We start from the raw sequence: 26,247 nt of genomic DNA, 5'->3' as shown, positions 1-26,247 counted from the left end.
CTCATTGTGACATCTTCCGATGCCTCACTGACTTTAAATAATTTGATGGCTTAGCCATCTTTAAAAAATAAACCTGCTGTTTAGTTTTCAAGGTTCAATTTGCGACTTGATTATCTTATCACTTCAAACTCTCCAAGTCAACATCTTTTTATTTTTTTAGCGTCGTAATTCTTTTATACCCGCTCAGCATACCTTAAAACACCTTTTAACACAACTTATTTTGTTTTTTTATCCCCGTGTGCTTTTGAGCTTATATTTTCTCTAATTTCAATCACTTGGCAGACTTCATCACTTTTAAAAATTGTGATTCATGCCCACTCCATTGGCTATATATTCTATAGTTAGCCATTCTTTAAAAAAGGGGGGTTTGCTTTGGAAAAATACGCAATGAAACTGAAACCATATTTGAGCAACAAGATATGGGGCTGGGAAAAGTGGAATCTTTCATGCCATCCAGACGGCAAATCCACAATAGAAAACGGACCATATAAAGGCATGTACTTCGCCGACGTCATAAAAGATCCGGAATCATTCCCCATACTTATAAAGATAATATATGCAAAGAGCAGGCTCTCTATACAGGTTCATCCCGATGATGACTATGCGCGCCTATTTGAAAAGGACAACGGCAAATCCGAATGCTGGTATATACTTGATGCAGGCGAAAATGGCACTCTTGTAGTTGGCCTCAAGAAAAAATTCACCCGTCAAGAAATACAGGCCATGATAGACTCCGGGGCTCTCGAATACCACCTTAATACAATTGATATAGCATCAGGAGATTTCATATATATACCAACCGGTACAATCCACACGATAAACAGTGGCATACGCTTAATAGAAGTTCAGCAGAGCAGCAATGTCACATACAGGCTTTACGACTGGGGACGCCCCAGAGAGCTTCATATAGAAAAATCGCTCGATGTAATCGACTACGAAACCAGCGCCGTATGCGGGAAGGTAGACGGATTTTAGCGGCTTAAGACTCCACATTTTACAGTTGAAAAGCTGCGCATTAAACACAGCTATGAAGGCCATACCGAGGATAGATTCCACTCCTACACCGTAGCAGAAGGCAGTGGCCATTTGATTGATGAGTATGGAAATGTGTTAGTGCTTTCATGCGAGGATACTATATTCATTCCCGAATATATGAGTTATACTATATTTGGTAACATAACGCTAATAAAGGCTTACGGATATTAAAAAAACAATAAAACAATAGATAAATGAGGAGGATTGATTATGGATATTAGAGTTGTTCATCTAAGGGACTCTGATGGGCTTTCAGACACAAGGATCATCCCTTTTTATGAGGGCATCGATCTTGAAGAAATATCTTACCTTGAAGATAGCATCGAAGCAATGGTGAGCCATCTTGTTAGAGTGGAGAAGTTCACCGGCAAGTATGGCCAACTTGAGAGCTTCAGAATTCCAAGGGAGAAGAATCCTAAAAATATAATTCTAGCTGGTCTTGGAAAAGAAGAAGAGCTCGATCTTGAAAAAATAAGAAGATTGAATGCTAAAGCAGTTAAGGAATCTCAAAAGCTTGGGGCTAAATCTATAAAGCTCTATCCTTTTAATCTTCCGACTTTTATAGAACTGGCTGATTTTGCAAGGGCAGTCGCAGAATCTGCTCTTCTTACCAACTATTCTTTCGATAAGTATAAGAGCGACAGAAAAGATTCTACACTCAGAGAATTCAATATAGTCTACATAAACGACGACTCCATCGAGAGCCTTAATGAAGGTGTCGTTGAAGGCACAATTCTGGGCGAATTCACGATTCTGGCAAGAAATCTCACTAACGAACCAGCCAACCGTATGACTCCTCAGATTCTTGCCGAAGAAGCTCAAAAAGCGGGTGCACAAAACGGTTTTGATGTAGAAGTGCTTGATGAGTCACGAATAAAAAATCTGGGCATGGAAGCATTTTTAAGCGTAGGACAAGCCTCTGACAACCCTCCTAGATTCATAGTAATGAGGTATTTCGGAAACGAAAAAAATAAAGACGAAGTACTCGGACTTGTAGGCAAGGGCATAACATTTGACAGCGGCGGACTTTGCATAAAGCCTGCAAGCTCAATGCCCGAGATGAAATCCGACATGGCCGGCGCAGCCGCAGTAATAGGGGCAATGTCTGCCATAGCAAAACTCGGCGTCAAGACAAACGTGGTTGGAGTTGTAGCCGCTTGTGAAAATGCAGTTTCCGGACATGCTTACAGACCAGGTGACATAATAGGCTCAATGGCAGGCAAAACCATAGAAGTTGTAAATACCGACGCAGAGGGAAGACTGACTCTAGCAGATGCAGTGTTTTACATAGTTGAAAAGGAAAATGCCTCACGAGTTGTAGATATAGCTACACTGACAGGAGCCGCACTTGTGGCACTTGGGACCACAACCACAGCGGTAATATCAAACAACGACATGCTCTGCTCTGATATAGAAAAAGCTGCTCTGTATTCTGGCGAAAAGGTCTGGCGACTGCCTGCCTTCGAAGAATACAAGGAGCTTATCAAGTCAGAAATTGCCGATATAAAAAATTCCGGCAGCAGGAATGCGTCTACAATAACCGCCGGACTTTTCATAGAAAGCTTTTCAGCAGGTAAGCCTTGGGCTCACATGGATATAGCCGGCACATCATGGGCGGATAAGGATTCCGACTATATAAAAAAGGATGGAACAGGCGTAGGCGTAAGGACGCTTTACCACCTTGCAAAAGGTGCATCCGAATCAAAATAATACGCAAATTCAAAATGACCGACTCTTGCAAGTTTAATTCGCGAGTCGGTCATTTTCATATCTACCATTTCATATCTTTCATTTCTATCTCGAGGTTTTTGGATATCGCATCCATATATCTAGAATTCAGGCTGCTTAGCTTCTGTGCCATGTTTTTCAAAAATGCCATTACAACCTTTACCCCCGCCTTAGGATATGAGTTTATTATATTCATAATCTCGTCCTCGCCAAAGCTTATAATTTGGGTGTTCTCATCAGCAATTATGTTTATATCTATCTCCTCGCTTATTATATTGCTCTCTCCAAAAACTTCTCCTGCGGCAAGCCTTCCCAGAACTATTTCTTCACCCGCTTCATTAAAACGCGATATTCTTACGGCTCCGGCATCTATCATGTAGAATGAGTCTGCTTTGTCGCCTATTCTCAGAATATATTCATCCGTTTCATATAAACGCACTCTTGCTATTTCGGCAAGTATACCCCTGTATTTTGCCTCCATGTCGCTAAAAGGCTCTATTTGCGCAAGCAGTACTTCAACTTCTTCGCTTGTCATTTTCTGTCTATGTTCGCCCTCCTTAATTTCCAAGGTGCAACCAGTATCGCATTCGTCCATTATCCTTCTTATCTGCATCATGTTGTCCTTTGTGAAATCAAGCAGGCGCCTCCAGTAACGCTGGAGCTTTCTCAGATGAGTAAATACGTCATCCTTTGGTGTGGCTTCATATTTGGACAGGTATATGTTCTTTATGCTCTCTCTTGCCGACTCGACATCGCTTGATGCCAGATAATCCATTGAAAGCATGACATTTGCCTTGAATATCATATCCTCAAGCTCATCTTTGAGGAAGCTGCCCGGGTAAGGGTCAAACTCTTCAGGCGAAACAATGTTCATGTTTGGCACTTCGTATTGGGTGTCTATCTTCTTCTTCTCGTATAGGAATCTGTAAATGTCTTCTCTGAACCGCTTCCATACAGGATGTGACTTTGGGGGCGGCAGGTGCTTTATAGAAAGCTCCCTGTCGAGGAAAAAGTGGAATCCGAACATCTTTGCATTTATCAAGTAGTCAATATCCTCTCCCCTTGTTACCCTGGGGTCAAAAGGCACCGTCTTGAAAAGGTTCCGGTGCATTACCATCGCCCCTCCAAACGCAAATGGCGTAGGCTTTATTCTCGGCTCGCTCCCTATAATTTTGTCAAACGCTGCAGCCTTGGAGCCGAACCTGTCCCAGTACGTCATCCAAGGCTCTATGTTTACATCATCGTAATAATCGTTGTACTTGTTCAGATAATAGCCAGCTATGCCGTCCACAGTCTTACCATAAAGCCTTCCTCCTATGAATTCAGTGGCTATCTCCATGAAATTAGGCTTTTCAAATATTTCGTCATCGTCAATGAGGACAGCCACATCAACGCCCAATATATACGCTATATATATGCACATATTCCTAACGTTTGCATATCCGTACAAACTCAGCAGATCCGTGCACTCCTGCTTGAGTTCTTTTTCGTATGCAATGTACTTTATGCTGTTGAGCTGGCTCGGCGTAAAAACATATGTTTTAACCCCAAGTTTAGCTTTGTCCAGTATTTCATGCACCCTTCGCCGTGCTTCTGTAAGTATCTTTTCAGTTGTAGGGCACAGCAGTATGACAAGTATATAATCCTTGCTGTCCAGGATTTTCATGCTCTCCAGAGTCTGGCTGAGTGTGTCTTCTCCATCGATTGGTGTGGGATGGTCATATACCGCATCACCTTCCACCCAGCCCTCTCCGCTGCGCAAAGCCCTTGACCAGTATGTCGGTATCACTATGGCCTTCCTCATTCAAATTCCCCCTATTATAACACGTCTATAGCACGTCTTTGTACAGGTTGACTACATCATCTACGACTCTAGACCAAGAGAAATACTCACTGGCCTTCCTTGCCGCCCTCTGCCTGCGCTCTCCTTTTTCGGGGCTTAATATTTCTGCCGCTATTGCCTCGCTAAGCGCTATGTCATCCTCTACCGGCACTAGGGAGCCTATGGTATCGTCTATGAAGTCGACAAGGCCACCCTGGTTGGTCGCTACAACCGGCGTTCCGCAAGCTAGTGCTTCTATTGCAACCAGGCCAAACGGCTCGTTTCTGGATGGAACTACCGAAACATCTGCTATGTTGTATATTTCAGAAACAACATCCTGATCCCTGTGCCCCAGGAAATATACGTTGCTGACTCCAAGACTGTCCCTTAGTTTTACAAGCTCGTCGTATTTTTCGCCGTTGCCTACTATAAGCGTTATTACGTTTTGTATCTCCTGCGAATAAATCTTGGCGGCCCTTATAAGCACGTCCACACCCTTGAAGTCCGTAAGTTTGCCTACAAATGAAACCACGTAGTCGTACTCTGTATTAAGATTAAGACTTTTCAGGACGGCGGCCCTGGCGACGTCTTTTGGCCTAAATATCTCTTCATCAAATCCATTAAGTATAAGCCTTCTTCTGCCACTTTCAACTCCGTAATACTTTTCCACATCAGCATCTACCTGCTTTGATATGGTTATGACTGCAGCCGCCTTTTTCGCGCCCTCGAGGGCATATTTGTGATACCGCTCGTCTCTGCAAAAGCCCTTTATATCGGTTCCGTGCGCGGTAACCACGTACGGCACGTTCAGCTTTGAAGCGCAGTAAGGAGCAATCCAAAGATGCTGGCAGTGTATGATGTCCGGCATGAACTGATTCACAGCTTCTTTTATTTCCTTTTCAAACACCGATATATATTTGTTTATTTGAAATTCGCTTAGCTCGTAGAATGTCAAATAACTTTTGGGATGGGTTGTGAAGCACGGAAAATTAAAATCCAAATCGTAGCAGCAGTTCTTTCCGTCGCTGAACACGATAGTTCTAATCTCATAGTCTTTCATCGGCACCACCTGATGGTCAGGCGCTATGACGCACACTTCATGCCCTTTTTTCACAAGCTGCATCGCAAGATTCTTAGTGTATATGCCGCTACCAGATCCCTCCAGCGGGAAGTGGTTTACCAAAAGCACTTTCAAACGACTCACCTCCAAATATTGTTTTTGTGACCTTCCCAAAACCATGCAAAGTTTCCTCATACTCGTCAACCATACGCCCCAGGTTCATATATGCTGTGTCTATGGCCTCCGGGAGCCTCCTGAATCTTTCATCATTCAAATAGCTTGCTGCGTACGGCGATGTCTTGATTAGCAGCTCCTTTTGCTTCTCATAAATCTCCTTGTAATCGAGTCCTCTGATATAGTTATAGAACACGTTTCGCCCTATCCACCCCAAGCAGGCGTAATAGAACCTGTCTTTTATGCATTTTTCCTTCCTTATGTCTGGCATATGCGGAAAATTGCCGAACGTGTCATGGAATATCAGAAAATCGATATCAAGGGCTTTTATATGGCTTTGGGCTGCACACAATCCCATGATGGTATCCTCACCCCTTGTGAGCACTACCTCTTCCCCGACATGATAGGTACTAGAAAAAAACGGCGGCAAATGCTCCATAGAGCTTAGCTTTATGGCCAGATTTCCTCCCAGGAATTTATCAGTAGGTCTTACATGCTTATTTCCCAGGCTTCCATGCGAAATGCATCTGTGACCTGTGGCATCTTTTATCAGCGGGAGCGCCGACTCCTTTTGAATCCCTTCCATGAACCCTTCTATATGCTCAAAATCCATAGGCGGTATTATGAAATACCCCGAATAGTCGCTAGTAGTTATATATATGTTGTTTTCCCTGAGGTACTTAAGGTGCGTTCCAAAGTAATCGACTTCCTCCATATGATTGTTTTCACCCAAGAGTATGCGCGGATATACATCTGTATCTATGAAGAATATGACGTCCATTTGCGTAAAGAGTGCCTGCAAAAGCGCGATATTGCGGTACTTGGAATACGGTACTATTCCGTTGCTTTCAAGTGTTGGCGAGTATATTAGCTTCCTGCATTCGTCATGGCTTAGTCCCATTGCCTTGACCCTGTCCTCGAACTCCCCAAACTCATTTACCCTTATCAGGTCGAGTTCGACAATCTCTCTAAGCCTTTCCACGTAGTGAGATTCGCAGCCATGAGAATACACTATTATGAGCCTGTCTATAATCTGGTCATGCCTTCTGGCATTATATAGAAATTCCAACAAAGACATTTTGTCGTTTACGTATTTTGTTATCACAGCAAGTGCCATCTTCATAACGCGACCTCCTTTTGAAATAAAAATACCCTATGTAATGTCTATATAAACATCACACAGGGTATTGGAATGTTCTACAGCTGTCTAAGCAGCCTCTTCAATACATCCTCAAGCTTTTGGCTTTTGGCGTCTCTTCCTGCTATTACTACAACAGCTTCCACTCCTGCCTTGGCTTCGTCATACCGGAATGCAAAGAATCTGTGCCTTGAATATTCCGGCATTACGCCCTTCAGCTTGCCTCCAATTTCATCGCAGGCTTTCATAAGCAAATCAACCTTCTCCTCGCTATCTTTTGCCTCGTCAGACAGCTCCAAAGCAGCTTCATCTATCCAGATCAAAAATGCTGCCATATCTTCTCGCTTAGTACTTTTTGTAAGATCCGTGACCACCTTGAAATGCGATCCCCGCTCTATATTTTCCGCTATCTGCGATGAGTCTATGACTTCATTGCCAAAAATAAGGTACATAATATCCCTCCATAGGCGCTTTATAATTAATGCAATTATATAATAAAGCCCGTTGCTTTGCAAAATATTGTTGTGTTTCCCAGCACGCCAAAAAGGCGGGGATATTATCCCCGCCTGGTGAATGCCTTAGTTTAATTACATTTCAGCCATTTTCTTGTAGCCTAGGTATCTGTCCTTAGCTTCTTCTTCAGCCTTAACAAACAGCTCTTCTGCAAGTCCTGGGAATGTCTGAGTAAGCGATGTGTATCTTACCTCTCCCATTAGGAAGTCTCTGAATGATGCTGATGGCTCCTTAGAGTCTAGTACGAATGGATTCTTTCCTTCAGCCTTAAGCTCAGGGTTGAATCTGTATAGATGCCAGTAGCCAGCGTCAACAGCTTGCTTCTCTCTTGTTATAGTCTTGCCCATGCCTATCTTGATTCCGTGGTTTACACATGGAGCGTAAGCTATTATTAGAGATGGTCCGTCGTATTTTTCAGCTTCTTGTATAGCCTTGAGAGTTTGGTTCTTGTCTGCGCCCATTGCAATCTGAGCAACGTATACGTAGCCGTAGCTTGCAGCCATCATACCAAGGTCTTTCTTCTTAACTTTCTTTCCTGATGCGGCAAACTTAGCTATCGCACCTGTTGGAGTCGACTTAGAAGACTGTCCTCCAGTGTTTGAGTAAACCTCTGTATCGAATACAAGCACGTTTACATTTTCACCTGAAGCCAGTACATGGTCAAGTCCGCCATATCCGATGTCATAAGCCCAGCCGTCTCCACCGAATATCCAGTAAGATTTCTTGATTAGCTGATCCTTGTAGTCAGCTATTCCAGCAAGAAGCTCGTTAGCCTTAGCATCGCCAAGGTCTTTGCCAAGCACAGCCTCAACTGCAGCTGTAGCTGCCTTGTTAGCTTCTCCGTCTTCTTTAGTCTCAAGCCATGAGTTTAGAGCAGCCTTAACGTCAGCATCTATATTCATGCCAGCAAGCTCTGCAACAAGCTCTGCAAGCTTAGCTCTCATCTGCTTTCCTGCTATAGCCATACCGTATCCAAACTCTGCGTTGTCTTCGAATAGAGAGTTAGCCCAAGCTGGTCCTTTGCCTGCAGCGTTCTTAGTGTAAGGAGTCGCTGGTGCAGAAGCTCCCCATATTGAAGAACATCCAGTAGCGTTGGCTATATACATTCTGTCTCCGAAAAGCTGAGTTACAAGCTTAGCGTATGGAGTCTCTCCACAGCCTGCGCAAGCTCCTGAGAACTCAAGAAGTGGCTGCTGGAACTGGCTTCCCTTAAGAGTTGTCTTATCCATAACGTCGCTCTTAACAGGAACTGTTACAGCATAGTTCCAGTTTTCTATTTCTTTTGCTTGTGTCTCTATAGGCTTCATTTCAAGAGCTTTAACCGGGCATATGTCTGCGCAGTTTCCGCATCCTGTACAGTCAAGCGGAGTAACTTGCATTTTGTATTTGAATGCGTCTACGCCTTTTCCTTTTCCTTGAAGAACATCTTCTTCTCCGAATGGAGCTTTAGCCAGTTCTTCGTCTGTAAGAAGCACAGGTCTTATAGCAGCATGAGGACATACATATGAACACTGGTTACACTGGATACACTTGTCCTTTATCCACTCAGGCACGTTTACTGCTATACCACGCTTCTCGTATGCAGCTGTACCGTGCTCGAATGTACCGTTTTCATATCCGTTGAATATTGAAACTGGAAGCTTGTCTCCCTCAAGAGCGTTCATAGGTCTTAGTATGTTCTTTATGAAATCTGGCTCTTGGGCTGCAACAACGTCCATAACCTCAACAGCGTCTTTCCATGATGCAGGAACGTCTACTTTAACAAGAGCGTCTACACCCGCATCAACTGCAGCGTAGTTCATCTTAACTACGTTTTCACCCTTCTTGCCGTATGACTTAACTATGGCTTCCTTCATGTATTTAACAGCATCCTCTAATGGTATAACCTGAGAAAGCTTGAAGAATGCAGACTGCATTACCATGTTTATTCTGTTTCCAAGGCCTAGGTCTTGTCCTATCTTTGTTCCGTTTATGATGTAGAAGTTTATATCATTTTCAGCAATATATTTTTTCATCTTTGCTGGAAGTTTTGCCTCAAGCTCTTCTGGAGACCAGATAGTGTTGAGCATGAAAGTTCCGCCTTTTCTTAGTCCAGCAAGCAGATCGTACTGGTTAACGTAAGCCTGAACGTGGCAAGCTACAAAGTCAGCAGTATCTATAAGGTAAGTAGAAGTTATAGGGTTCTTACCAAATCTAAGGTGAGAAACTGTAACTCCGCCTGATTTCTTAGAGTCATAAGAGAAGTAGCCCTGAGCATAAAGATCAGTATGGTCTCCTATTATCTTTATAGAGTTCTTGTTTGCTCCAACAGTACCGTCAGAACCAAGTCCCCAGAACTTACATCTTGTAGTTCCTTCTGGCTCAGTTACTATTTTATCTCCTGCTGGAAGAGATGTGTGAGTGACATCGTCATTTATAGCTAATGTGAAACCATCTTTTGGCGCGTCAAGCTTAAGGTTGTCATATACAGCTTTAACATGAGTTGGAGTAGTATCTTTTGATCCAAGTCCGTATCTTCCGCCTACTATTATTGGGGCATTCTCTTTTCCATAGAATACGCTCTTAACATCTAGGTATAGAGGCTCTCCTATAGAACCTGGCTCTTTAGTTCTGTCTAGAACAGCTATCTTTTTAACTGTCTTTGGAAGTACCTCAAGTAGGTATTCTGGAGCAAATGGTCTGTAAAGGTGTACTTTAACAAGACCCACTTTTTCTCCTTTTGAGTTAAGGTAGTTAAGTGCCTCTTCAGCAGTTTCAGTTATAGAACCCATAGCTATTATTACGTTCTCAGCATCAGCAGCTCCTACATAGTTGAAAGGTTTGTATTCTCTGCCTGTTATGTCAGATACAACCTTCATGTAATCAGCCACTATTGCTGGAAGAGCATTGTAGAACTTGTTAGAAGCTTCTCTTGTCTGGAAGTAAACGTCTGGGTTTTGAGCAGTTCCTCTAGTAACTGGGTGGTTTGGATTAAGTGCATTTTCTTTGAATGCCTTAACAGCATCCCAGTCAAGGTGCTTAGCAAGCTCGTCAGTGTCCATAAGCTCAACTTTTTGAACCTCATGAGAAGTTCTAAAGCCGTCGAAGAAATGAACAAATGGAAGTCTTCCTTTTATAGCTGCAAGGTGAGCAACTCCCGCAAGGTCCATAACCTCTTGAACCGAACCTGATGCAAGGAATGCAAATCCAGTATTTCTTGCTGACATAACGTCTGAGTGGTCTCCGAATATGTTTAGTGCTGCAGCTGTCAGTGCACGAGCTGAAACGTGGAACACGCCTGGAAGCAGCTCTCCAGCTATCTTGTACATGTTAGGTATCATAAGAAGAAGACCTTGAGAAGCAGTAAATGTAGTAGTAAGCGCTCCTGCTTGAAGTGAACCGTGAACTGTTCCTGCAGCTCCACCCTCTGATTGAAGCTCAACTACGCTAACTGTCTGGCCAAATACGTTCTTTCTTCCGTTGGCAGCCCATTCGTCTGTAACTTCTGCCATTGGCGATGATGGAGTTATTGGATAAATTCCCGCAACCTCAGTAAATGCATACGCAACGTGAGCTGCTGCGGTGTTTCCATCCATGGTTTTCATAACTTTTGCCATTGTAGAACCTCCTATTATTTATAGTGATAAATATTAGACTGGTTAAATCTCCATAATACAAGCCTTTTGCGGGAACGTTTTCCTGCTATAAATAAAAATTACAATGTACTAATAATATTGTGCATTGTATTATGAATTTTTTGTTATAAATTTAAAATTTTTAGAACTTTCACAACCTTATTCAAAGTATAGCACTAGGATAAATTATTGTCAATAAATGCACCTGTTAATAAATATTCTTTACTACATATACCATCGTTGTAAAATTTTTCAATAGGGGCCGGGCATTTTCGCTATTCTTGCATGCCCAAAATACACTGCAGTCTGTATTTTTTTAACACACTGGGCTTTTGATGTCATTTTAACCGCAATAAGCCTCACAATCGTTTGATAAATAATTATTGAATAGCTTTTATGCCAAAAAGTGTGAATTGTGTACGCTATATGTGCTTAATGGTGCCTACTTTTCAGCCAATTTGACATTGCCGCATACAAGCCTTGAATTTGCTGGAATGTCTGCAGCTGGCAACTTGAGATTTATGCATAACTATGCGTCTGCTGCATAATAATAAAAATATTTAATAATTTGCCAATACAAATTGTTTTATACCCAATAAGATGCCTTTTCAACAAATATTTTCCTTTACCGCATATTAGCCTTACATGCCGAACTTAATCTTGCAGAATTATGTTTTTCACCTTCGAATTTATGAACATGCTGTCTGGATATTCGCGCATCAGGCGTTTTAAGGTGCTCTGGGACTTTTCCTTGTCTCCCTGCGCATAATATGCCAGTCCCAAACTGTAAAGCGAATCGTCGCTATAATGCCCTGAACTGAAAAACTCAACGTACATGCTGTAATATTTTATGGCTTTGTCAAAGTCTTTTAATCTTTCGTATGACTGGGCGGCAAAAAAAATGGATTCAGACACAAACCTCTCTTGCTTACCGCTCAGCGCAATCTTTTCAAATCCGGCTACTGCCTCTGCGTATTCTGCTGCTTCGAATTTTTCCGCCGACGCTATATAGAGTCCCTGCTCATCTTCAATTGTTGCAACCGGATTGGTGCTTACCTCAGCAGTCTCCTTGTTTTGCATTTTTTCCTCATCAGCGGCACTTTGTGGCTTTTGCTTGTTAGCCTCTTCTGTTTCTTCGTTTTTAAAATGCTCCTGCTTTATCTTCTCCAGATTGCTTGCAGCTGCAGTTTCACCATTTTTTTTTGTGCTCTGTGGATAAGAGTTTGTCAGTATGGCTGCTATTGCAATTGCTGCCATACATACCGCAATAACTATGACGGCGCTTTTTTTGCCAGCCAGCCCAAAATTCATTGGATTTTTTGTCATTACCCCTGGCTTGATATAGAGTTGACTGTATTTTTTTAGCTCTTCGTTATCCATGTCTTTCGAAATGGCTGTTTGTATATAGCCTCTTCCAGTTTCATCGTCCCCTAGCTTGATTAAAGATATTCCTGCTATTATATATGGTCTAACAAGCTCCGGCTTTTTATCTATTATGCCAATAGCCTTGAATGCGGCATTCTTATAATCACACTGCTCCAAATATCTTGCTGCAATTTCAAAACTGTCCTTTACCGCGCCGAACTCCTCATCTTCAACCATTTCCAAATATGAATGCGCCTGGTTGTCTTTGTCTTCAATCCCTATACTCTCAAGCCAGAGCTCTCTGGCGCTGTCAAAATCACACAGAATGTAATAACAAAATCCAAGCATATTGAGGGTTTCAACGCTCTGGGGATTCATTATCAGGCAGGCCTTGAGTTCTTCAGCTGCTCCAGTAATATTGGAATTCTTCATATGGTTAATGGCCTTTGATTGGCAAAGCCTCTCTATCTTAACATTTTTGTTCATAGCCAAAGCTCCTTATACCTCTAATGTATTACAGGTTTATTTTAACACACACACGATTTCATATCATCCTGGAATAATCCAAAAAAATTCAAAAGCAAACTATATACTTGTTATAATAATAATGTGCTGTTTTGCACAAAGCTGTGTATGTTATATTTATATATATTATAAGGAGGTCTTTTTATGATCAAAATGTCCATCCCTGGATTCAAAGACATATGCATAAAAAATATAGTATTTGACTACAACGGAACTCTGGCTGAAGACGGGAAAGTTTCTGACAGGACTATGGAAATACTTTTGCTTCTGAATGAGCATTTGAATATATACGTGGCAACTGCTGACACCTACGGAAATGTGGCTTCCGAATTTGCCGGTACAGGCATTGAAATTCGAAAATTTCCTAGTGATAGGGCTTCCCATTTCAAAAAAGAGACTGTGATTTCACTCGGTTCAAACGAAACCATGTGTGTAGGCAACGGAGTGAATGATATTGAGATGTCAAAAGAATGCATATTGTCTATAGCCATAATCGGTCCGGAGGGTTGCAGCGGTAAGCTTATATCCAACTGCCATATTGTTGTAAAATCTATAGATGATGTCTTTGATATGCTGAATAAGACCGATCGGATAAAGGCAACGCTCAGAGGATAAACCTAGGGCTGGTTTGATTTATCAGACTCGGCCTGTTTTTCTATAACCGCATTAATTTTTTCCTTTATATGCCCGTAGTTTTGGGTCTTGTCAATTTGCGTATCTATAAGAAATTCAGTTATAGAGCATGCACCTGCAAAGAATATTATGCAAAGCAACAAAACTGCCGAATAGAACATCTTTCTTCTTGAAAACGCCATTTTCAACTCCCCCAATCCGGGTCATGTCTTTACAAATATATAAAAATTGATACCCTGGAGAATAGTGCATAAATAAAAAAACCGGCTAAAAGCCGGATGATTTACTATTTATTTTTTATTGATATATTGAAATTTATGTCGCCTATATTTGTTTCTATCGGTATGCATACCGTTTTCATTGCAGCATTCGAAACTGAGAGCTTTTCGCCAGTCATAAGGCTCGGAGGAGTTATATCTATGCTCAGACCCCTTCCTTCCAGCTTGGTTGCGGTAGTTCCCATCACCATATTTGTAAGCTCCGAAAGAGCACTTTTGGCCATGTCGTCAAGGGCTTCAACAGGCATGCCCATCATCATCTTGGATGCTATATCCTTGGCAATTCCCTCATCCATGCTGAGCATTGCATGACCTTTGAGTTCCCCTGTGACCCCTACCATTATTATTACATTTTCAGCCTTGTGTTCATCACCTATAAAATAAGGTTCCCTCATATTGCATTCCAGCTGGGCCATGCTTGTTAGTATCTGACTACCTGCCTCAACGAATGAATCTATATATTCCATCCATATTCCTCCCGTTCTGCTTGAAAATAATTCTATGGAATATAATTACCCAACAGACGGCAGTTTAAATGTTTTTTTCTATTTCTTTTCGACCACCTTGTTTACTATTGTTCCTATCTTCTCTATATCGCATTTAACTATGTCTCCAGGCTTAAGGTATTTGCAGGGCTTAAAACCAAGTCCCACCCCTGAAGGAGTGCCTGTAAGTATTATGTCTCCGGCCCTAAGCTGCATTCCGCGCGATATATCGCTTATTACATATTCTATATCGAATATCATATCCCTTGTATTGGAACTCTGGCGCAGCTCGCCGTTCACGCTGCACTTAAGATCAAGTTCCACAGGATACTTTATTATGCTCTTGTGCGCGATATACGGCCCCATGGGGCAGAATGTGTTCAGCGACTTGCCTCTGAACCACTGCTTGTGGCTGCTTTGAAGGTCTCTCGCCGAGACGTCGTTGGCAATTGTATAGCCGAATATGTGTTTTTCAACATCCTCCGGTTTTATGTCCATGCCGTCCTTGCCTATTATCACTGCAAGTTCTACCTCGTAGTCTATCTCGTCTGTGACTGACCTGTCATATATTATATCGTCGCCATCGCCTATTGCAGGGTCTGCAATTTTCGAGAAGTAGATGGGATGCTCAGGTCTCTCATTGCCCCTGTCTATCGAAGTGCCTTCAAGCTCCTTGGCATGCTCGTAATAATTTTTTCCCAGGCATATCAGGTTCCTTATTGGATATGGTACGGGAGCACAAAGCTTTACATCGTCCCTGCTCAATACAGCAAAACCTCCGCCTCTTAAAGCAGCTCTAATTTCCTCTATCAGCTTGTCGCTTGACATAGCAATGAGTTCGTTCATATCTGCAGGAGCTTGAATCCCGAGTTTGCCGCAAATGTCGCTTATTCTTACTATGCCGTATTCGATTTTTTCAAAAGCTCCTATATCTTCTTGTCCGCCGTATATGAAAGTTGCAAAATACACAGAATCACCCCTTCAAGGTTTTATTCTATTTTATGCCTTTTAGAGCCATTAGCGCAAGCACATATCCTTGGATTCCAAGCCCGCTTATTTGGCCTTTGCATGCAGGCGCAGTCACAGAAATCTTTCTGAATTCCTCCCTGGCGTGTATATTGCTTATGTGGACCTCCACCGCGGGTAGCCCCACTCCCTTTAGCGCATCGTGTATGGCTATGCTGTAGTGGGTGTATGCCGCAGGGTTTATGACTATGCCGTCATATTTTCCGTATGCCTCCTGAATAAAGCCCACTATCTCGCCTTCTATGTTGCTCTGACGCAGCTCCACTTCAATTCCAAGCCTGTCGGCTTCGCTTCTTATATAGCTGCATACGCCGTCAAAGTCCATTTCTCCATATATGTGCCTTTCTCTTACTCCGAGCATGTTTATATTAGGCCCGTTTATTACAAGCACCTTCATTATATACCATCTCCTATAGCAGCTGTTTTACTTTTTCGTAAACCTCATCCACCATCTCCTGCTCGAGCTTCATGTCATTCCATATCTCCTGCGCCTTTACCGCCTGCCCCACCAGCATGTAGAGCCCATCTGCGGCCTTTAGCCCCCTCCGGCTTGCCTGAGCCAGAAAAAGAGTCTTTCTGGGGTTGTATATGAGATCGACTGCCGCACCAAATTTTGGCAGGAGCTCTTCAGGCAGCGGCGAGCTTTCTGTATTAGGATGCATGCCAAGCGGCGTGCAGTTGACTATGACATCAATATCTCCAAGCTCCTTGATGGCGTCGTAGCTTATTATCTCCACTCCGCCAAGGGCCTCTTTTGCCTTTTCCACATTCGTGCTTGCAGCCGCAATCCTGGATGCCCCGAAGTCTTCAAGACATGCAGCCACAGCTTTTGCGGCACCGCCTGTGCCCAGCATCAGAAAGCTCCTGCCTTTTATGTCTATGCCGGCTCTTCTTAGCATCATCTCAAAGCCGAAATAGTCAGTATTGTATCCACTGCACAGTCCGTCTTTGAAGTCTATGGTGTTGACAGCCCCGATTCTCTGCGCTTCGGCTGATACCTTGTCCAAATGCTCAATGACACTGCTTTTATAAGGGATTGTAACATTGGTGCCTGCCGCTCCAAGGGCTTTTAATCCCCTAACTGCATCCCCTAGCAGCGGCCTCTCCACCTCGAAGAGGTGGTAGCTGCCCTTGATGCCCGACCGATCCATTATGGCAGAATGTATCTGGGGCGATATGCTGTGCGAGAGCCGCTCCCCGATGAGCCCGTATAGCGTTCTTTGCATGGCTCTATTCCCCCGCCCCGGCATACGCCTTGTAGTTGCCGAGTATCCTGCAGTAGCTGCTGCTTGATTTTATCTCTTCTATGGCCTTCTTTGTATTTTCATCATTTATGTTGCCTTCAAAATCTATATAGAACATGTACTCCCATGCACTCTCTTTAGCAGGTCTTGACTCTATCTTTATCATGTTAAGGCCGTTTTTAGAGAAATATCCAAGGGTTTCATGGAGCGCCCCTGGCTGGTGCTTTATAGACAGATACAGGCTTATCTTGTCTGCTTCAGCATCTGCACTCATCTCTTTGCCTATTATTACAAATCTGGTGAAATTGTTGCTGCTGTCGTTAATTCCGTTTGCAAGTACTTCAAGATCATATAGCTTTGCTGCATTCAGACTGCCTACAGCGGCCTTTGTCGTGTCACCGCTTTGGGCAACATATCTAGCGCTGTATGCAGTATTATGGTAAGGAATTAGCTTCCATCCTGGATGTCTCTTGAAGTATCTGCTTGACTGCTCGAAGGCCTGCATGTGCGAATAAACTTCCTCAATGTCTTCCAGCTTTGTGCCCTTGATGGCCATAAGGTTATGGCTCACCTTCACGCAGATTTCACCCACTATATAAAAGCCATAGCTCCCCAGAAGATCATAAACCTGCGTTATGCTCCCCGTTGAAGAGTTCTCTATGGGCAGCACTCCGTATTCGACATCCCCTCTTTCCAGGCTAGAGAACACATCCGAAAATTCAACATACTCCAGCAATTCAGCCTCTTTTCCAAAATAATCGACAGCCGCTTCATGTCCAAATGAACCCCTCGTGCCTTGGAAGCCAACCTTTACGCCTTCCTTGCCTATTCCGCGCATCCTGTTCTTTTGAAGCCCCTTGCTTATATCCATTACGCTTCTAAGGAACATCTCAAGTTGCGGTGAGAGCTCCTTGTTCTTCAAAAGCTCCATGTTGTGCTTTATTACCTCTTCCTCCCTGTTGCTGTTGAGCACACCGATTCCGTTCTGTTCCTTTATGTCGGCCACTCTCGCAACAAGCTCCATCCTTCTCTCGAAGAGCTCAACAAGCGCCGCGTCTATGACATCTATATCTTTTCTGAGAATATCCAATTCACTCATGCTTATTGCCTCCCTTCAAGCATCATATCTAGTATAACAATTGCTGCAGCCGCTTCAACTACTGGTATGGCCCTTGGAACTATGCACGGGTCGTGCCTTCCCTCCACTTTAAGCTGGACTTCCTTCATAGAAGAAATGTCAACGCTCGACTGCGTCTGGCTTATTGACGGAGTGGGCTTTATTGCCGCCCGGAAAACCACAGGCATCCCGCTTGTGATTCCTCCCAGTATCCCTCCGTTATTGTTTGTCTTTGTCGAGAGTCTTCCCTCCCTTACGACATACTCATCGTTCGCCTTCGAACCTCTCATATTTGCGATTTCAAAGCCTGCGCCGAACTCGACTCCCTTCACTGCAGGTATGGAAAACAGCATGCCCGAGAGCCGGCTCTCCACAGAATCAAAAAAAGGGTCTCCCAGCCCTGCCGGGATTCCCATAGCAATGCATTCCACGACTCCTCCTACAGAATCAAGCTCTTCTCTTGCCTTTAGTATCTCGCTTTTCATGAGCTCGCCCTTTGCAGGGTCTATTGCAGCAAGCTCGCTTGCCTTTAGCCTTTCTATGAGATCCTTGTCTACATTAACTTCCTCAAAGCGCGAGTCCTGAATCCCCGCTACACTTTGGGCATGCGCCGAGATAACAACTCCCATGCCCGCGAGCACCTGCTGTGCTATGGCTCCTGCAAATACAAGCGGAGCCGTGAGCCTTCCCGAGAAATGGCCGCCACCCCTGTAATCGTTGAAACCGGCATATTTAATAAAGCCTGTGTAGTCGGCGTGCCCCGGCCTTGGAGTCTTCCTTATGTTTTCGTAGTCAGACGAACGCTTGTCCGCATTTCTTATCATGCAGGCAAGCGGCGTCCCTGTAGTCGTCCCGTTGAAATAACCGCTCAATATCTCAAACTCGTCCTTTTCGCCCCTTGGAGTTGACATCTTGCTCTTTCCGGGAGCTCTTCTGTTCATTTGAAATTTTATATTTTCCATATCAAGCTCTATGCCCGGAGGCAGACCGTCTATGACTATGCCTATGGCAGGCGCATGTGACTCCCCGAATATTGAGACCCTTAGATTTTTACCCCATATCCCGCTCATTTATGTCACCTCCAAGCTTTCTAAAATCATTCCAGAACCCCGGATATGATTTTTTGACTGACTCTGCTCCGTTTATAACCACCGGATTCTTGCACCTTATTGACGCTATTGCCATAGCCATGGCTATCCTGTGGTCGTTCCAGCTTTCAACGACTCCCCCATCGAGCTCGTCTTTGCCTTCTATCTCTATGCCGTCTTCAAGCTCCCTTATAATAGCTCCGAGCTTTGCAAGCTCCGAAACCGTCGATTTTATCCTGTCCGACTCCTTTATCCTCAGTCTTGCTGCATTGCTTATTATCGTAGTGCCCTTACTCAGCGATGCCATTACGGATATTATGGGCACTATGTCTGGTATCTGTGAGGCATCTATGCTTATTCCCCTTGTGCTGCTTCCGATTGCGCGCATTGTCGCGCCCGATATGCTTATGTTTCCGCCCATTGCCTTTATTATTTCGACGATCTCCTTGTCCCCTTGGAGTGAATCCTTGTCTACATCGAGACAATTCACCTCGCTGCCTATAGTGCCGGCCACAAGCCAGAATGCCGCCTGTGAAAAGTCGCCTTCCACCCTGTAGTCAGAAGGAATGTAGGTCTGGCCCCCCTTTATGTAGAAGCTGCTGTAGCCGCTGTTTTCAACTTTTATGCCGAATTTCCTGAGCACATCTAGTGTTAGGTCTATATAGCCTACCGATTCGAGCTTGCCCACTATCTCTATCGTGGAATCTCCCTGCACAAGCGGCAGCGCAAACATGAGCCCCGTTATGAACTGCGAGCTTACATCGCCTCTTATCTTGAAGTGTCCTGCCTTGAGGGTGCCCTTTAGCGTAAGAGGAAGCATCCCATTTGCATTTTCATATTCCAGTCCCTGGCTTTCGAATATATCGTAGTATATGTCGAGCGGCCTTTCCACAAGCTTGCCTCTGCCTTCGAATGTGACCTCTTCTCCTGTAAGCGCGGCAAGTGGTATCAAGAATCTAAGCGTCGAGCCTGATTCTATACAGTCTATCGCGCCATTTTTCACATTAGGCATGCCGCTGCCTTCTATTGTAAGCGTCACTCTGCCTTCGCCCGCAGCCTCCATCTGTATGCTGCTTCCCAGACTTTCCAGGCCCTTGCATGTGGCCTCTATGTCCTTTGACATTATGACATTCTCTATCCTGCTTTTCCCTTTTGAAAGCGCAGCCGCTATTATGGCTCTGTGGCTTACGCTTTTTGAAGGAGGCACGCTTATATCTCCCGAAAGCCTTTTTGGATTTATCTCTACCGTTTTCAATGCCTTCTCCCCCATGCTATATGTTTTTATATCCACTCGCCAAGCGATGACTTGTCTATTGTGTGCATGAATCCCTTTCCCATTTCGCTTATTAAGATTATGCTAAGCTCTCTTGAGCTCCCTTTCTTGTCTAGAAGCAGCGTGTCGATTACGCTTTGGCTTTCCATTTCTGGCATCTCAAGCGGAAGCTTGTACTTTTCGACAAGCCCTGTAAGTCTCTCGCATGTCCCCTTAGCCGAAAGCCCCGCCTGCTCGCTTTTCCCTGTTATATGAACCATCCCAATAGCGACAGCTTCACCGTGGGTGTATCTTTCGTAGTTGAAATACTGCTCGACTGCATGGGCAAACGTGTGGCCAAAGTTCAAAAGCATCCGTTCCCCCTTGTCGAGCTCGTCCATCTCAACAATGTCACGCTTTATGGAACAGCATGTCTCCACTATTTCTTCAATGTGTTCCGATATGGTATGCTCGTCATTAGCTTCAAGCAAACTGAAGAGCTCCTCATCTCTTATGCAGGCATACTTTATGACCTCTGCCATACCGTCCCTGAAGAACCTGATGTCCAAAGTCTTCAGGAGCTCTGGGTCTATTATTACAGCCTCCGGTTGATAAAAACTCCCTACAAGGTTCTTGCCCGATTTCAAGTTTACGGCCACCTTCCCGCCTACACTGCTGTCTATCTGAGCCAGAAGCGAGGTCGGTATCTGTACAAATTTTACTCCTCGAAGCAGTGTTGAGGCTACAAAGCCGCCAAGATCTCCTACAACTCCGCCCCCCAGGTTGACTATAATGTCACTCCTTGTGATTCCCCCTGAAAGCAGCTTTTCACACACCTCTTCATAGGTCTGTATCGACTTGCTGCCTTCACCCGGGCTCACTACAACCTTGACTACTTCCAACCCCAGACTCTCCATTGACCCTGTCAGGATGTCTGCATACAGTCTGTCCACATTGGAATCGGTTATAAGTCCAATTTTGTCACCCTTATATATCTCCCTGATTATCTGAGCCGCCTTGCCCAGCAGACCCTTTTCTATATATATTGGGTATGTCTTGCTGCTGGCTTTTACCTCTAGAGTCTTCAATCCAGTTCACCTCTTTTTTGCTTTGCGTTTTTCATTATAGCTTCAAGTTCATCCGGGCTGGGCTTTAAAAGTGCCTGCTTTATCGCCTCAATGCCGTCCTGAAAATCCTGGAGCTGCTCAGCAAGATTCTTCCTGTTGAGCATGAACAGTTCACCCCATAGTTTTTCGTTTATGTTAGCAACCCTTGTTATATCCCTGAAGCTATTCCCTGTAAAGTTTTTACCCTCAAGAGCATCATTGCAGCTTATAAGCGCAAGTGCAATCACATGCGGAACGTGGCTTGTTAGAGCTATCATTCGGTCGTGCTTGTCTGCGCCCACAACCTCTATGCTGCTGCAGCCGAGGCAGCATGCCAGCTCTCTAACAAGCCCTACGCTCTCCTGTTTGCTTTTCTCACTTGGCGTTATAAGGTAGTTGGCCCCCTCGAACAGACTGGCTTCCGAGAAGTCTATACCTTGGTATTCCTTCCCTGCCATGGGATGGCCGCCGACAAAATCGACGTCCTCCCTTATGAAGCTGCTTATGCTGTCTATAAGCCCGTCCTTCACCCCTGAAACATCAGTCACTATGCAGCCTGGCTTGAAACTGCTCATATTTGCTCTGATGAACCTTACCGTATCTTCCGGATATAGGCAGACTATTACTAGATCCGACTTTCCAAGAGGCTCCTTTGAATCAGTATAGCCCTTTTTTATTATCCCCGCTGTCTGGGCTTTTTCAAGAGATTCCACTTGTACATCTATTCCGTATATTTCATTGAACCCGGCCTTTTTTAGAGCTTTTGCATATGATCCCCCGATAAGCCCGAGACCTACTATCGTAATTTTCGTTGTTCTATTCTTAAATCCGCCCTCTCCCAATACATTCACCCCTGAACAACTTTGTATTTACTACATTTCCTTGCCTTCTATCTTGACTAGCTCTTTTAGTTTATCCATAAGCCTTTGGAATTTTTCAGGCTTAAGCGACTGAGGTCCGTCGCATTTTGCGTTCGCCGGGTCATTGTGCACTTCTATCATAAGTCCGTCTGCTCCCACTGCTACTGCAGCCTTAGACAGCGGTTCGACCATCCAGTGATGACCAGCCGCATGGCTTGGGTCTACTACGACTGGAAGGTGGCTAAGCTTTTTGACTGCAGGTATCGCGCTAAGATCCAGTGTGTTTCTTGTGAACTGCTCGAAGGTCCTTATTCCTCTCTCGCAAAGTATAACCTTTTCATTTCCGCTCGCCATGATGTATTCAGCTGACATTATCAGCTCCTCAATTGTAGATGAAAGCCCTCTTTTAAGAAGTATAGGTTTTGTTGTCGCTCCAAGTTCCTTTAGAAGCTCGAAGTTCTGCATGTTCCTTGCTCCAACCTGTATTACGTCTACATTCTTCTCGAAAAGCTCGATATGGTGAGGCGACATTATCTCGGTCACTATCGGAAGCCCTGTCACTGCCTTTGCCTCAAGCAGCATATCAAGGCCTTCTTCCCTTAGCCCCTGGAAGCTGTATGGAGATGTCCTAGGCTTGAATGCTCCGCCTCTCAGGAACTTGGCGCCGGCAGCCTTGACATCCTTGGCTATAGATATTATCTGCTCCGTGCTCTCTACCGAGCATGGTCCGGCTATAACTGCGAAATGCTTGCCGCCTATCTTGTTGCCGCATACATCTATTACAGTCTCCTCCTGCTTGAAGAGCTTGTTAGCCTTCTTGAAAGGTTCCTGTATGTGGACAATCTTTTCCACACTTTTGTCTGCCTGAATTGTATCCGGATCAATCTTTCTTGTATCCCCTATAAGGCCCAATATGCTCTGCACCTCACCCTTTACCTCATGCACCTGTATTCCCAGCTTTGATATTCTTCCCTTCAGTATATCTATCTCTTCCTGGCTTGTGCCCGGCTTTATTACTATAACCATCTCTTTCTCCTCCTATTTTATCTCTTTTTTGTTTTCAATTCTTCATCTATATTTCAATTTATATAATTCCTGTTAATCTCAGCTTAAGCCGTTTGCTTTTTTGCGCTGCTGCTGTGTCCTAACTCCTTGAGTGCCATACTAGATATAAGATCTTCCGGACACTCTTTTTGAAGTGCTCTTTTGAGCGCCAACTCGATTTCCTGCGCTTCAGTCTCAAGGTGGAATGTGTGTCTTAGCATCATTATGCAAGCCATAACCGCTGCAGCGGGGTTGCATATGTTAGCTTCTTCCTGCCACACGCCTGTGTCTATACCGTGTATGTCTATACCGCTTTTGCATACCACTACGTATGGAGTGAGCCCCGAGGCGCTCTTTACAAGCTCCGAAAACAGGTCAGCCCTTATGAGCATTTCGCCGTTCATTGCCATGCCGGCCTTGAGGGGTTTAACTCCCAAACAGCTTCTGCTTATGAGCCCGCTTATTTCATGAGGAACCACTTCGCCTTCGCAACTTTCATTTGCTCCAAGCGGCATAAGCCTTACAGCTGCACCAAGCTGGCTTTTAAGCTCCTTTAAGCCTTCTTCGCATAAGCTGTGGTGCCCCAGTATCACGGCATCGCTCTTTTTACACTCATCTATTTCCGCCTGCCCGAGGCCTTTCAGCATTTTGAGTCTGAACCTGTGTCCGTGAGAACCTGTAACCTTTTTTAGTATTTCTATACCCTGCGATGTTGTTTTAGAAAGCCTGCCATCCTTCGTAACTACCGCTATTCTGACATCCATCACTTGTCCTCCTTCATTAAAATGGAAATAAATTGAAAATAAAAAGGGCCTCACTGATTTCTCAATGAGACCCGTTAGCTTATCATTTTTAGATTCGCTATACAGCGGCTGCGCCCGGCTTCAATCCGGCCATCAACTTTTTGCCTTTTAAACTCTCATCGGAAAACATATCGAATATTCTATTGAATGCAAAGTAACCAGCGCTAAAAAAGTAATAGCCCCAGCTAAAAAAGTAAAAGTCGAATTGTTTTGCATTCAATTTGTTTTCGCTATTTTGGTTTCCAACAAGACTCTTCATGATTTTTCCCCCATATCCTACCGTGCTACTTATCCCTACAAATTTCTAAAGTCTAAATCCCAAATCTGAGCCATACTGCCTTATCCTAAACCATACGGTCTTTAGATATTTTTTCTTGAAACTCATTTTATACCTTTTGCTCCACTCTGTCAACAAGTTTCCTGTTAATTTTCAGAAAATTAACAGCCAGAGCCTTTACCCTCAATATCCTATACAGCATGCCCGCGAGAAAACACCCGCGGGCACACATCATATTTTATTCAAATACAAATTCTCCTATACCGCAGCCTGGCCTTACCATAGGCGTAACAAGCTCTCCCTTGTCTATTACACACTCTATTATTGCGCTTTTATCAGCCTGGAGGCCCGATACCGCCTGTTCAAGCTCATCTATGCTGCATACTCTATGCGAATCTATGTTGAATGCCTTTCCAAGCGAGACAAAGTCAAGCTCGTCGAATACATCCACCTCGCTATATCTGCCTTCTGTGAATACAATCTGGAGCTGCCTTACCATTCCCAGCGCTCTGTTGTTGAGTATCACTATGTGTACTGGTATTTTGTAGGCTGAAACTGTTGAAAGCTCATTCATGTTCATCTTGAAGCTTGCATCTCCTGTTATCAGCACCACGCGCTTGTCAGGCCTTGCAAGCTTGGCCCCCATAGCGGCCCCCAGACCGTAGCCCATGGCGCCAAGCCCCCCTGACGTGAGCAGGCTTCCCGGCGAGTTGAATTTCCAGTTCTGGGCGGTCCACAGCTGATGCTGTCCAACGTCTGTCGCCACAATTGAATCATCGTACAGCGACGATAGTTTCTCTATTATCAGTTTAGGCGTGAATTCTCCGCACTCCGCATGGATTGATTTTTCACTCCAGCTTGAAATCTCAGCCAGCCAGTTACTCCTCTCGCATGAATTCATTTTTTCCGTAATCATAGAAATGATCTGTTTTATATCTCCCCTTATGAAAATGCTGCTCTCTACGTTTTTCCCCATCTCTGTATCGTCTATGTCTATTTGTATTACCTTCTTGCCGTTTGTATCCAGTTTCCCAAGTCCTCTGTCGCTGAACCTAGCTCCAATTGCAATTACCAGGTCACTTTCTGCAAGAGCCTTGTTTGAATGTACGTGCCCGTGCATGCCTGAGAGCCCAAGCGAAAGCGCGTGGCTTCCAGGGAATGACGATATGCCCATGAGCGTGTTTGCAACAGGCAGGTTCCCCTTTTCAGCCAGCCTTATAAGCTCCGGAGCCGCCTTTCCCCTAAGAACGCCTCCGCCTGCATATATTACAGGCCTGCTTGCATTTTCTATCAGCTCAGCTGCCGTCTCGATGTCCCCTTCATCAATCTGGCTTGGCTCATAAAATAGTTCTCCGCCTTGGTTTTGGCATTCGCAGTCAACTTCCTTAAGGAAAATATCCCTTGGTATGTCAATTAAAACTGGTCCCGGCCTTCCAGTCCTTGCTATCAGGAAGGCTTCCCGAAGCGACTGGAGAAGCTTTTTCTCATCGCTTATGACATAGTTGTGCTTTGTTATCGGAAAAGTCATTCCTGCTATGTCTATTTCTTGGAATGAGTCTTTTCCAAGCAGCGGTGATGCCACCTGACCTGTTATTATAACCATTGGCACGGAATCCATGTATGCCCCGGCTATTCCCGTAATGAGATTTGTAGCTCCGGGACCTGATGTGGCTATGCACACGCCCACGTTGCCAGTGGCCCTTGCATAGCCGTCAGCCGCAAACGATGCGCCCTGCTCATGCGATGTCCTTATGTGCCTTATTTCATTTTTCCTGCTGTATAGTGCATCATAAAGCGGGACGACGGCTCCTCCTGGATATCCAAACACAGTGTCAACGCCCATTTCTATCAATACATCTATTATCGCATTTGCCCCGTTCTTCATTTTTGCACATCCTTTCCTTGCAATCCTCTATGCTGATTTACGATTATTTATTCTTTTATCCAGGACATCATGCCTCTTAGCTCTTTGCCCACCTCTACTATTGGATGCTCAAGCTCTTTTTGCTTTGTCGCGTTGAACATCGGTCTGCCAAGCATGTTCTCAAGCAGCCAGTTCC

General features: G+C 44.4%; 23 protein-coding genes. 3 read left to right on the top strand and 20 right to left on the bottom strand.

The features are described 5' to 3' along the window. The first annotated feature begins 372 nt into the window (after positions 1 to 372). Positions 373 to 975 (top strand): type I phosphomannose isomerase catalytic subunit, encoded by a 603-nt coding sequence (locus tag GT589_RS02305; protein ID WP_293395380.1) that lies wholly within the window; start codon positions 373 to 375, stop codon positions 973 to 975. Between the two features lie 270 nt (positions 976 to 1,245). Further along, on the top strand, positions 1,246 to 2,745 hold the full coding sequence (locus tag GT589_RS02300) for a leucyl aminopeptidase (RefSeq protein WP_293395377.1): 1,500 nt from the start codon (positions 1,246 to 1,248) through the stop codon (positions 2,743 to 2,745). Positions 2,746 to 2,806: 61 nt separating this feature from the next. Here the strand turns inward: GT589_RS02300 and GT589_RS02295 are convergent, their stop codons facing one another. From GT589_RS02295 to GT589_RS02270, 6 genes are all read right to left on the bottom strand, one after another. Beyond that, on the bottom strand, positions 2,807 to 4,567 hold the full coding sequence (locus tag GT589_RS02295; protein WP_293395374.1) for a Crp/Fnr family transcriptional regulator: 1,761 nt from the start codon (positions 4,565 to 4,567) through the stop codon (positions 2,807 to 2,809). Positions 4,568 to 4,592: 25 nt separating this feature from the next. Further along, positions 4,593 to 5,774, bottom strand: a complete 1,182-nt coding sequence (locus GT589_RS02290) for a glycosyltransferase family 4 protein (protein ID WP_293395383.1) — start codon at positions 5,772 to 5,774, stop codon at positions 4,593 to 4,595. Continuing rightward, the gene (locus GT589_RS02285) at positions 5,734 to 6,942 is read right to left on the bottom strand and encodes a hypothetical protein (RefSeq protein WP_293395371.1); all 1,209 of its coding nucleotides are present in this window, start codon (positions 6,940 to 6,942) and stop codon (positions 5,734 to 5,736) included. The genes GT589_RS02290 and GT589_RS02285 overlap by 41 nt, the downstream gene beginning before the upstream one ends. 74 nt (positions 6,943 to 7,016) lie before the next feature. Continuing rightward, a complete protein-coding gene (locus GT589_RS02280) occupies positions 7,017 to 7,409 on the bottom strand; it encodes a hypothetical protein (protein WP_293395368.1) in 393 nt (130 codons plus the stop codon). 135 nt (positions 7,410 to 7,544) lie between these two features. Then, positions 7,545 to 11,066 carry a pyruvate:ferredoxin (flavodoxin) oxidoreductase gene (gene nifJ, locus GT589_RS02275; RefSeq protein ID WP_293395365.1) on the bottom strand — a complete coding sequence of 1,174 codons (3,522 nt, stop codon included), beginning with the start codon at positions 11,064 to 11,066 and terminating at the stop codon, positions 7,545 to 7,547. A gap of 672 nt (positions 11,067 to 11,738) precedes the next feature. After that, entirely contained in the window at positions 11,739 to 12,935 is a 1,197-nt protein-coding gene (locus GT589_RS02270) for a tetratricopeptide repeat protein (protein ID WP_293395362.1), read from the bottom strand. A 183-nt stretch (positions 12,936 to 13,118) separates the two neighbouring features. Here GT589_RS02270 and GT589_RS02265 point away from each other — a divergent pair, with 183 nt between their 5' ends. Then, positions 13,119 to 13,589: an HAD family hydrolase gene (locus GT589_RS02265; protein WP_293395359.1), complete on the top strand. Its 471-nt coding sequence runs from the start codon at positions 13,119 to 13,121 to the stop codon at positions 13,587 to 13,589. A 2-nt stretch (positions 13,590 to 13,591) separates the two neighbouring features. On the opposite strand, the gene GT589_RS02260 is transcribed toward GT589_RS02265, so the two are convergent. The 14 genes from GT589_RS02260 to ilvB form a co-directional block, all read right to left on the bottom strand. Continuing rightward, on the bottom strand, positions 13,592 to 13,789 hold the full coding sequence (locus tag GT589_RS02260) for a hypothetical protein (RefSeq protein ID WP_293395356.1): 198 nt from the start codon (positions 13,787 to 13,789) through the stop codon (positions 13,592 to 13,594). A gap of 104 nt (positions 13,790 to 13,893) precedes the next feature. Next, the gene (locus tag GT589_RS02255) at positions 13,894 to 14,352 is read right to left on the bottom strand and encodes a chemotaxis protein CheX (RefSeq protein WP_293395353.1); all 459 of its coding nucleotides are present in this window, start codon (positions 14,350 to 14,352) and stop codon (positions 13,894 to 13,896) included. Positions 14,353 to 14,430: 78 nt separating this feature from the next. Then, positions 14,431 to 15,339, bottom strand: coding sequence for a fumarylacetoacetate hydrolase family protein (locus GT589_RS02250; RefSeq protein WP_293395350.1), 909 nt, complete (start codon positions 15,337 to 15,339; stop codon positions 14,431 to 14,433). Positions 15,340 to 15,364: 25 nt separating this feature from the next. Further along, positions 15,365 to 15,793, bottom strand: a complete 429-nt coding sequence (gene aroQ, locus GT589_RS02245) for a type II 3-dehydroquinate dehydratase (protein ID WP_293395347.1) — start codon at positions 15,791 to 15,793, stop codon at positions 15,365 to 15,367. A 13-nt stretch (positions 15,794 to 15,806) separates the two neighbouring features. Next, entirely contained in the window at positions 15,807 to 16,622 is an 816-nt protein-coding gene (aroE, locus tag GT589_RS02240; protein WP_293395345.1) for a shikimate dehydrogenase, read from the bottom strand. Positions 16,623 to 16,626: 4 nt separating this feature from the next. Beyond that, positions 16,627 to 17,739 (bottom strand): prephenate dehydratase, encoded by a 1,113-nt coding sequence (gene pheA, locus GT589_RS02235; protein WP_293395342.1) that lies wholly within the window; start codon positions 17,737 to 17,739, stop codon positions 16,627 to 16,629. A 2-nt stretch (positions 17,740 to 17,741) separates the two neighbouring features. Beyond that, on the bottom strand, positions 17,742 to 18,827 hold the full coding sequence (gene aroC, locus GT589_RS02230; RefSeq protein ID WP_293395339.1) for a chorismate synthase: 1,086 nt from the start codon (positions 18,825 to 18,827) through the stop codon (positions 17,742 to 17,744). Continuing rightward, complete coding sequence (gene aroA / locus GT589_RS02225) at positions 18,808 to 20,100, bottom strand: 3-phosphoshikimate 1-carboxyvinyltransferase (RefSeq protein WP_293395336.1); 1,293 nt, start codon at positions 20,098 to 20,100, stop codon at positions 18,808 to 18,810. The genes aroC and aroA overlap by 20 nt, the downstream gene beginning before the upstream one ends. Before the next feature lie 26 nt (positions 20,101 to 20,126). Continuing rightward, entirely contained in the window at positions 20,127 to 21,185 is a 1,059-nt protein-coding gene (gene aroB / locus GT589_RS02220) for a 3-dehydroquinate synthase (protein ID WP_293395333.1), read from the bottom strand. Further along, entirely contained in the window at positions 21,182 to 22,054 is an 873-nt protein-coding gene (locus GT589_RS02215; RefSeq protein WP_293395330.1) for a prephenate dehydrogenase, read from the bottom strand. The genes aroB and GT589_RS02215 overlap by 4 nt, the downstream gene beginning before the upstream one ends. A gap of 21 nt (positions 22,055 to 22,075) precedes the next feature. Beyond that, the gene (gene aroF, locus GT589_RS02210; RefSeq protein ID WP_293395327.1) at positions 22,076 to 23,089 is read right to left on the bottom strand and encodes a 3-deoxy-7-phosphoheptulonate synthase; all 1,014 of its coding nucleotides are present in this window, start codon (positions 23,087 to 23,089) and stop codon (positions 22,076 to 22,078) included. A gap of 83 nt (positions 23,090 to 23,172) precedes the next feature. After that, the gene (locus tag GT589_RS02205) at positions 23,173 to 23,871 is read right to left on the bottom strand and encodes an isocitrate/isopropylmalate family dehydrogenase (RefSeq protein ID WP_293395324.1); all 699 of its coding nucleotides are present in this window, start codon (positions 23,869 to 23,871) and stop codon (positions 23,173 to 23,175) included. Between the two features lie 97 nt (positions 23,872 to 23,968). After that, positions 23,969 to 24,169 carry a hypothetical protein gene (locus GT589_RS02200; RefSeq protein ID WP_293395321.1) on the bottom strand — a complete coding sequence of 67 codons (201 nt, stop codon included), beginning with the start codon at positions 24,167 to 24,169 and terminating at the stop codon, positions 23,969 to 23,971. Positions 24,170 to 24,425: 256 nt separating this feature from the next. After that, entirely contained in the window at positions 24,426 to 26,072 is a 1,647-nt protein-coding gene (gene ilvB, locus GT589_RS02195) for a biosynthetic-type acetolactate synthase large subunit (RefSeq protein ID WP_293395318.1), read from the bottom strand. Positions 26,073 to 26,247 lie beyond the last annotated feature (175 nt).

The sequence above is a fragment of the Peptoclostridium sp. genome, from assembly GCF_009881055.1.
Classification (GTDB): domain Bacteria; phylum Bacillota; class Clostridia; order Peptostreptococcales; family Peptostreptococcaceae; genus Peptoclostridium_A.
The sequence above is the reverse complement of the archived record's forward strand: the minus strand, read 5'-3'. Positions and strand labels throughout refer to the sequence as shown.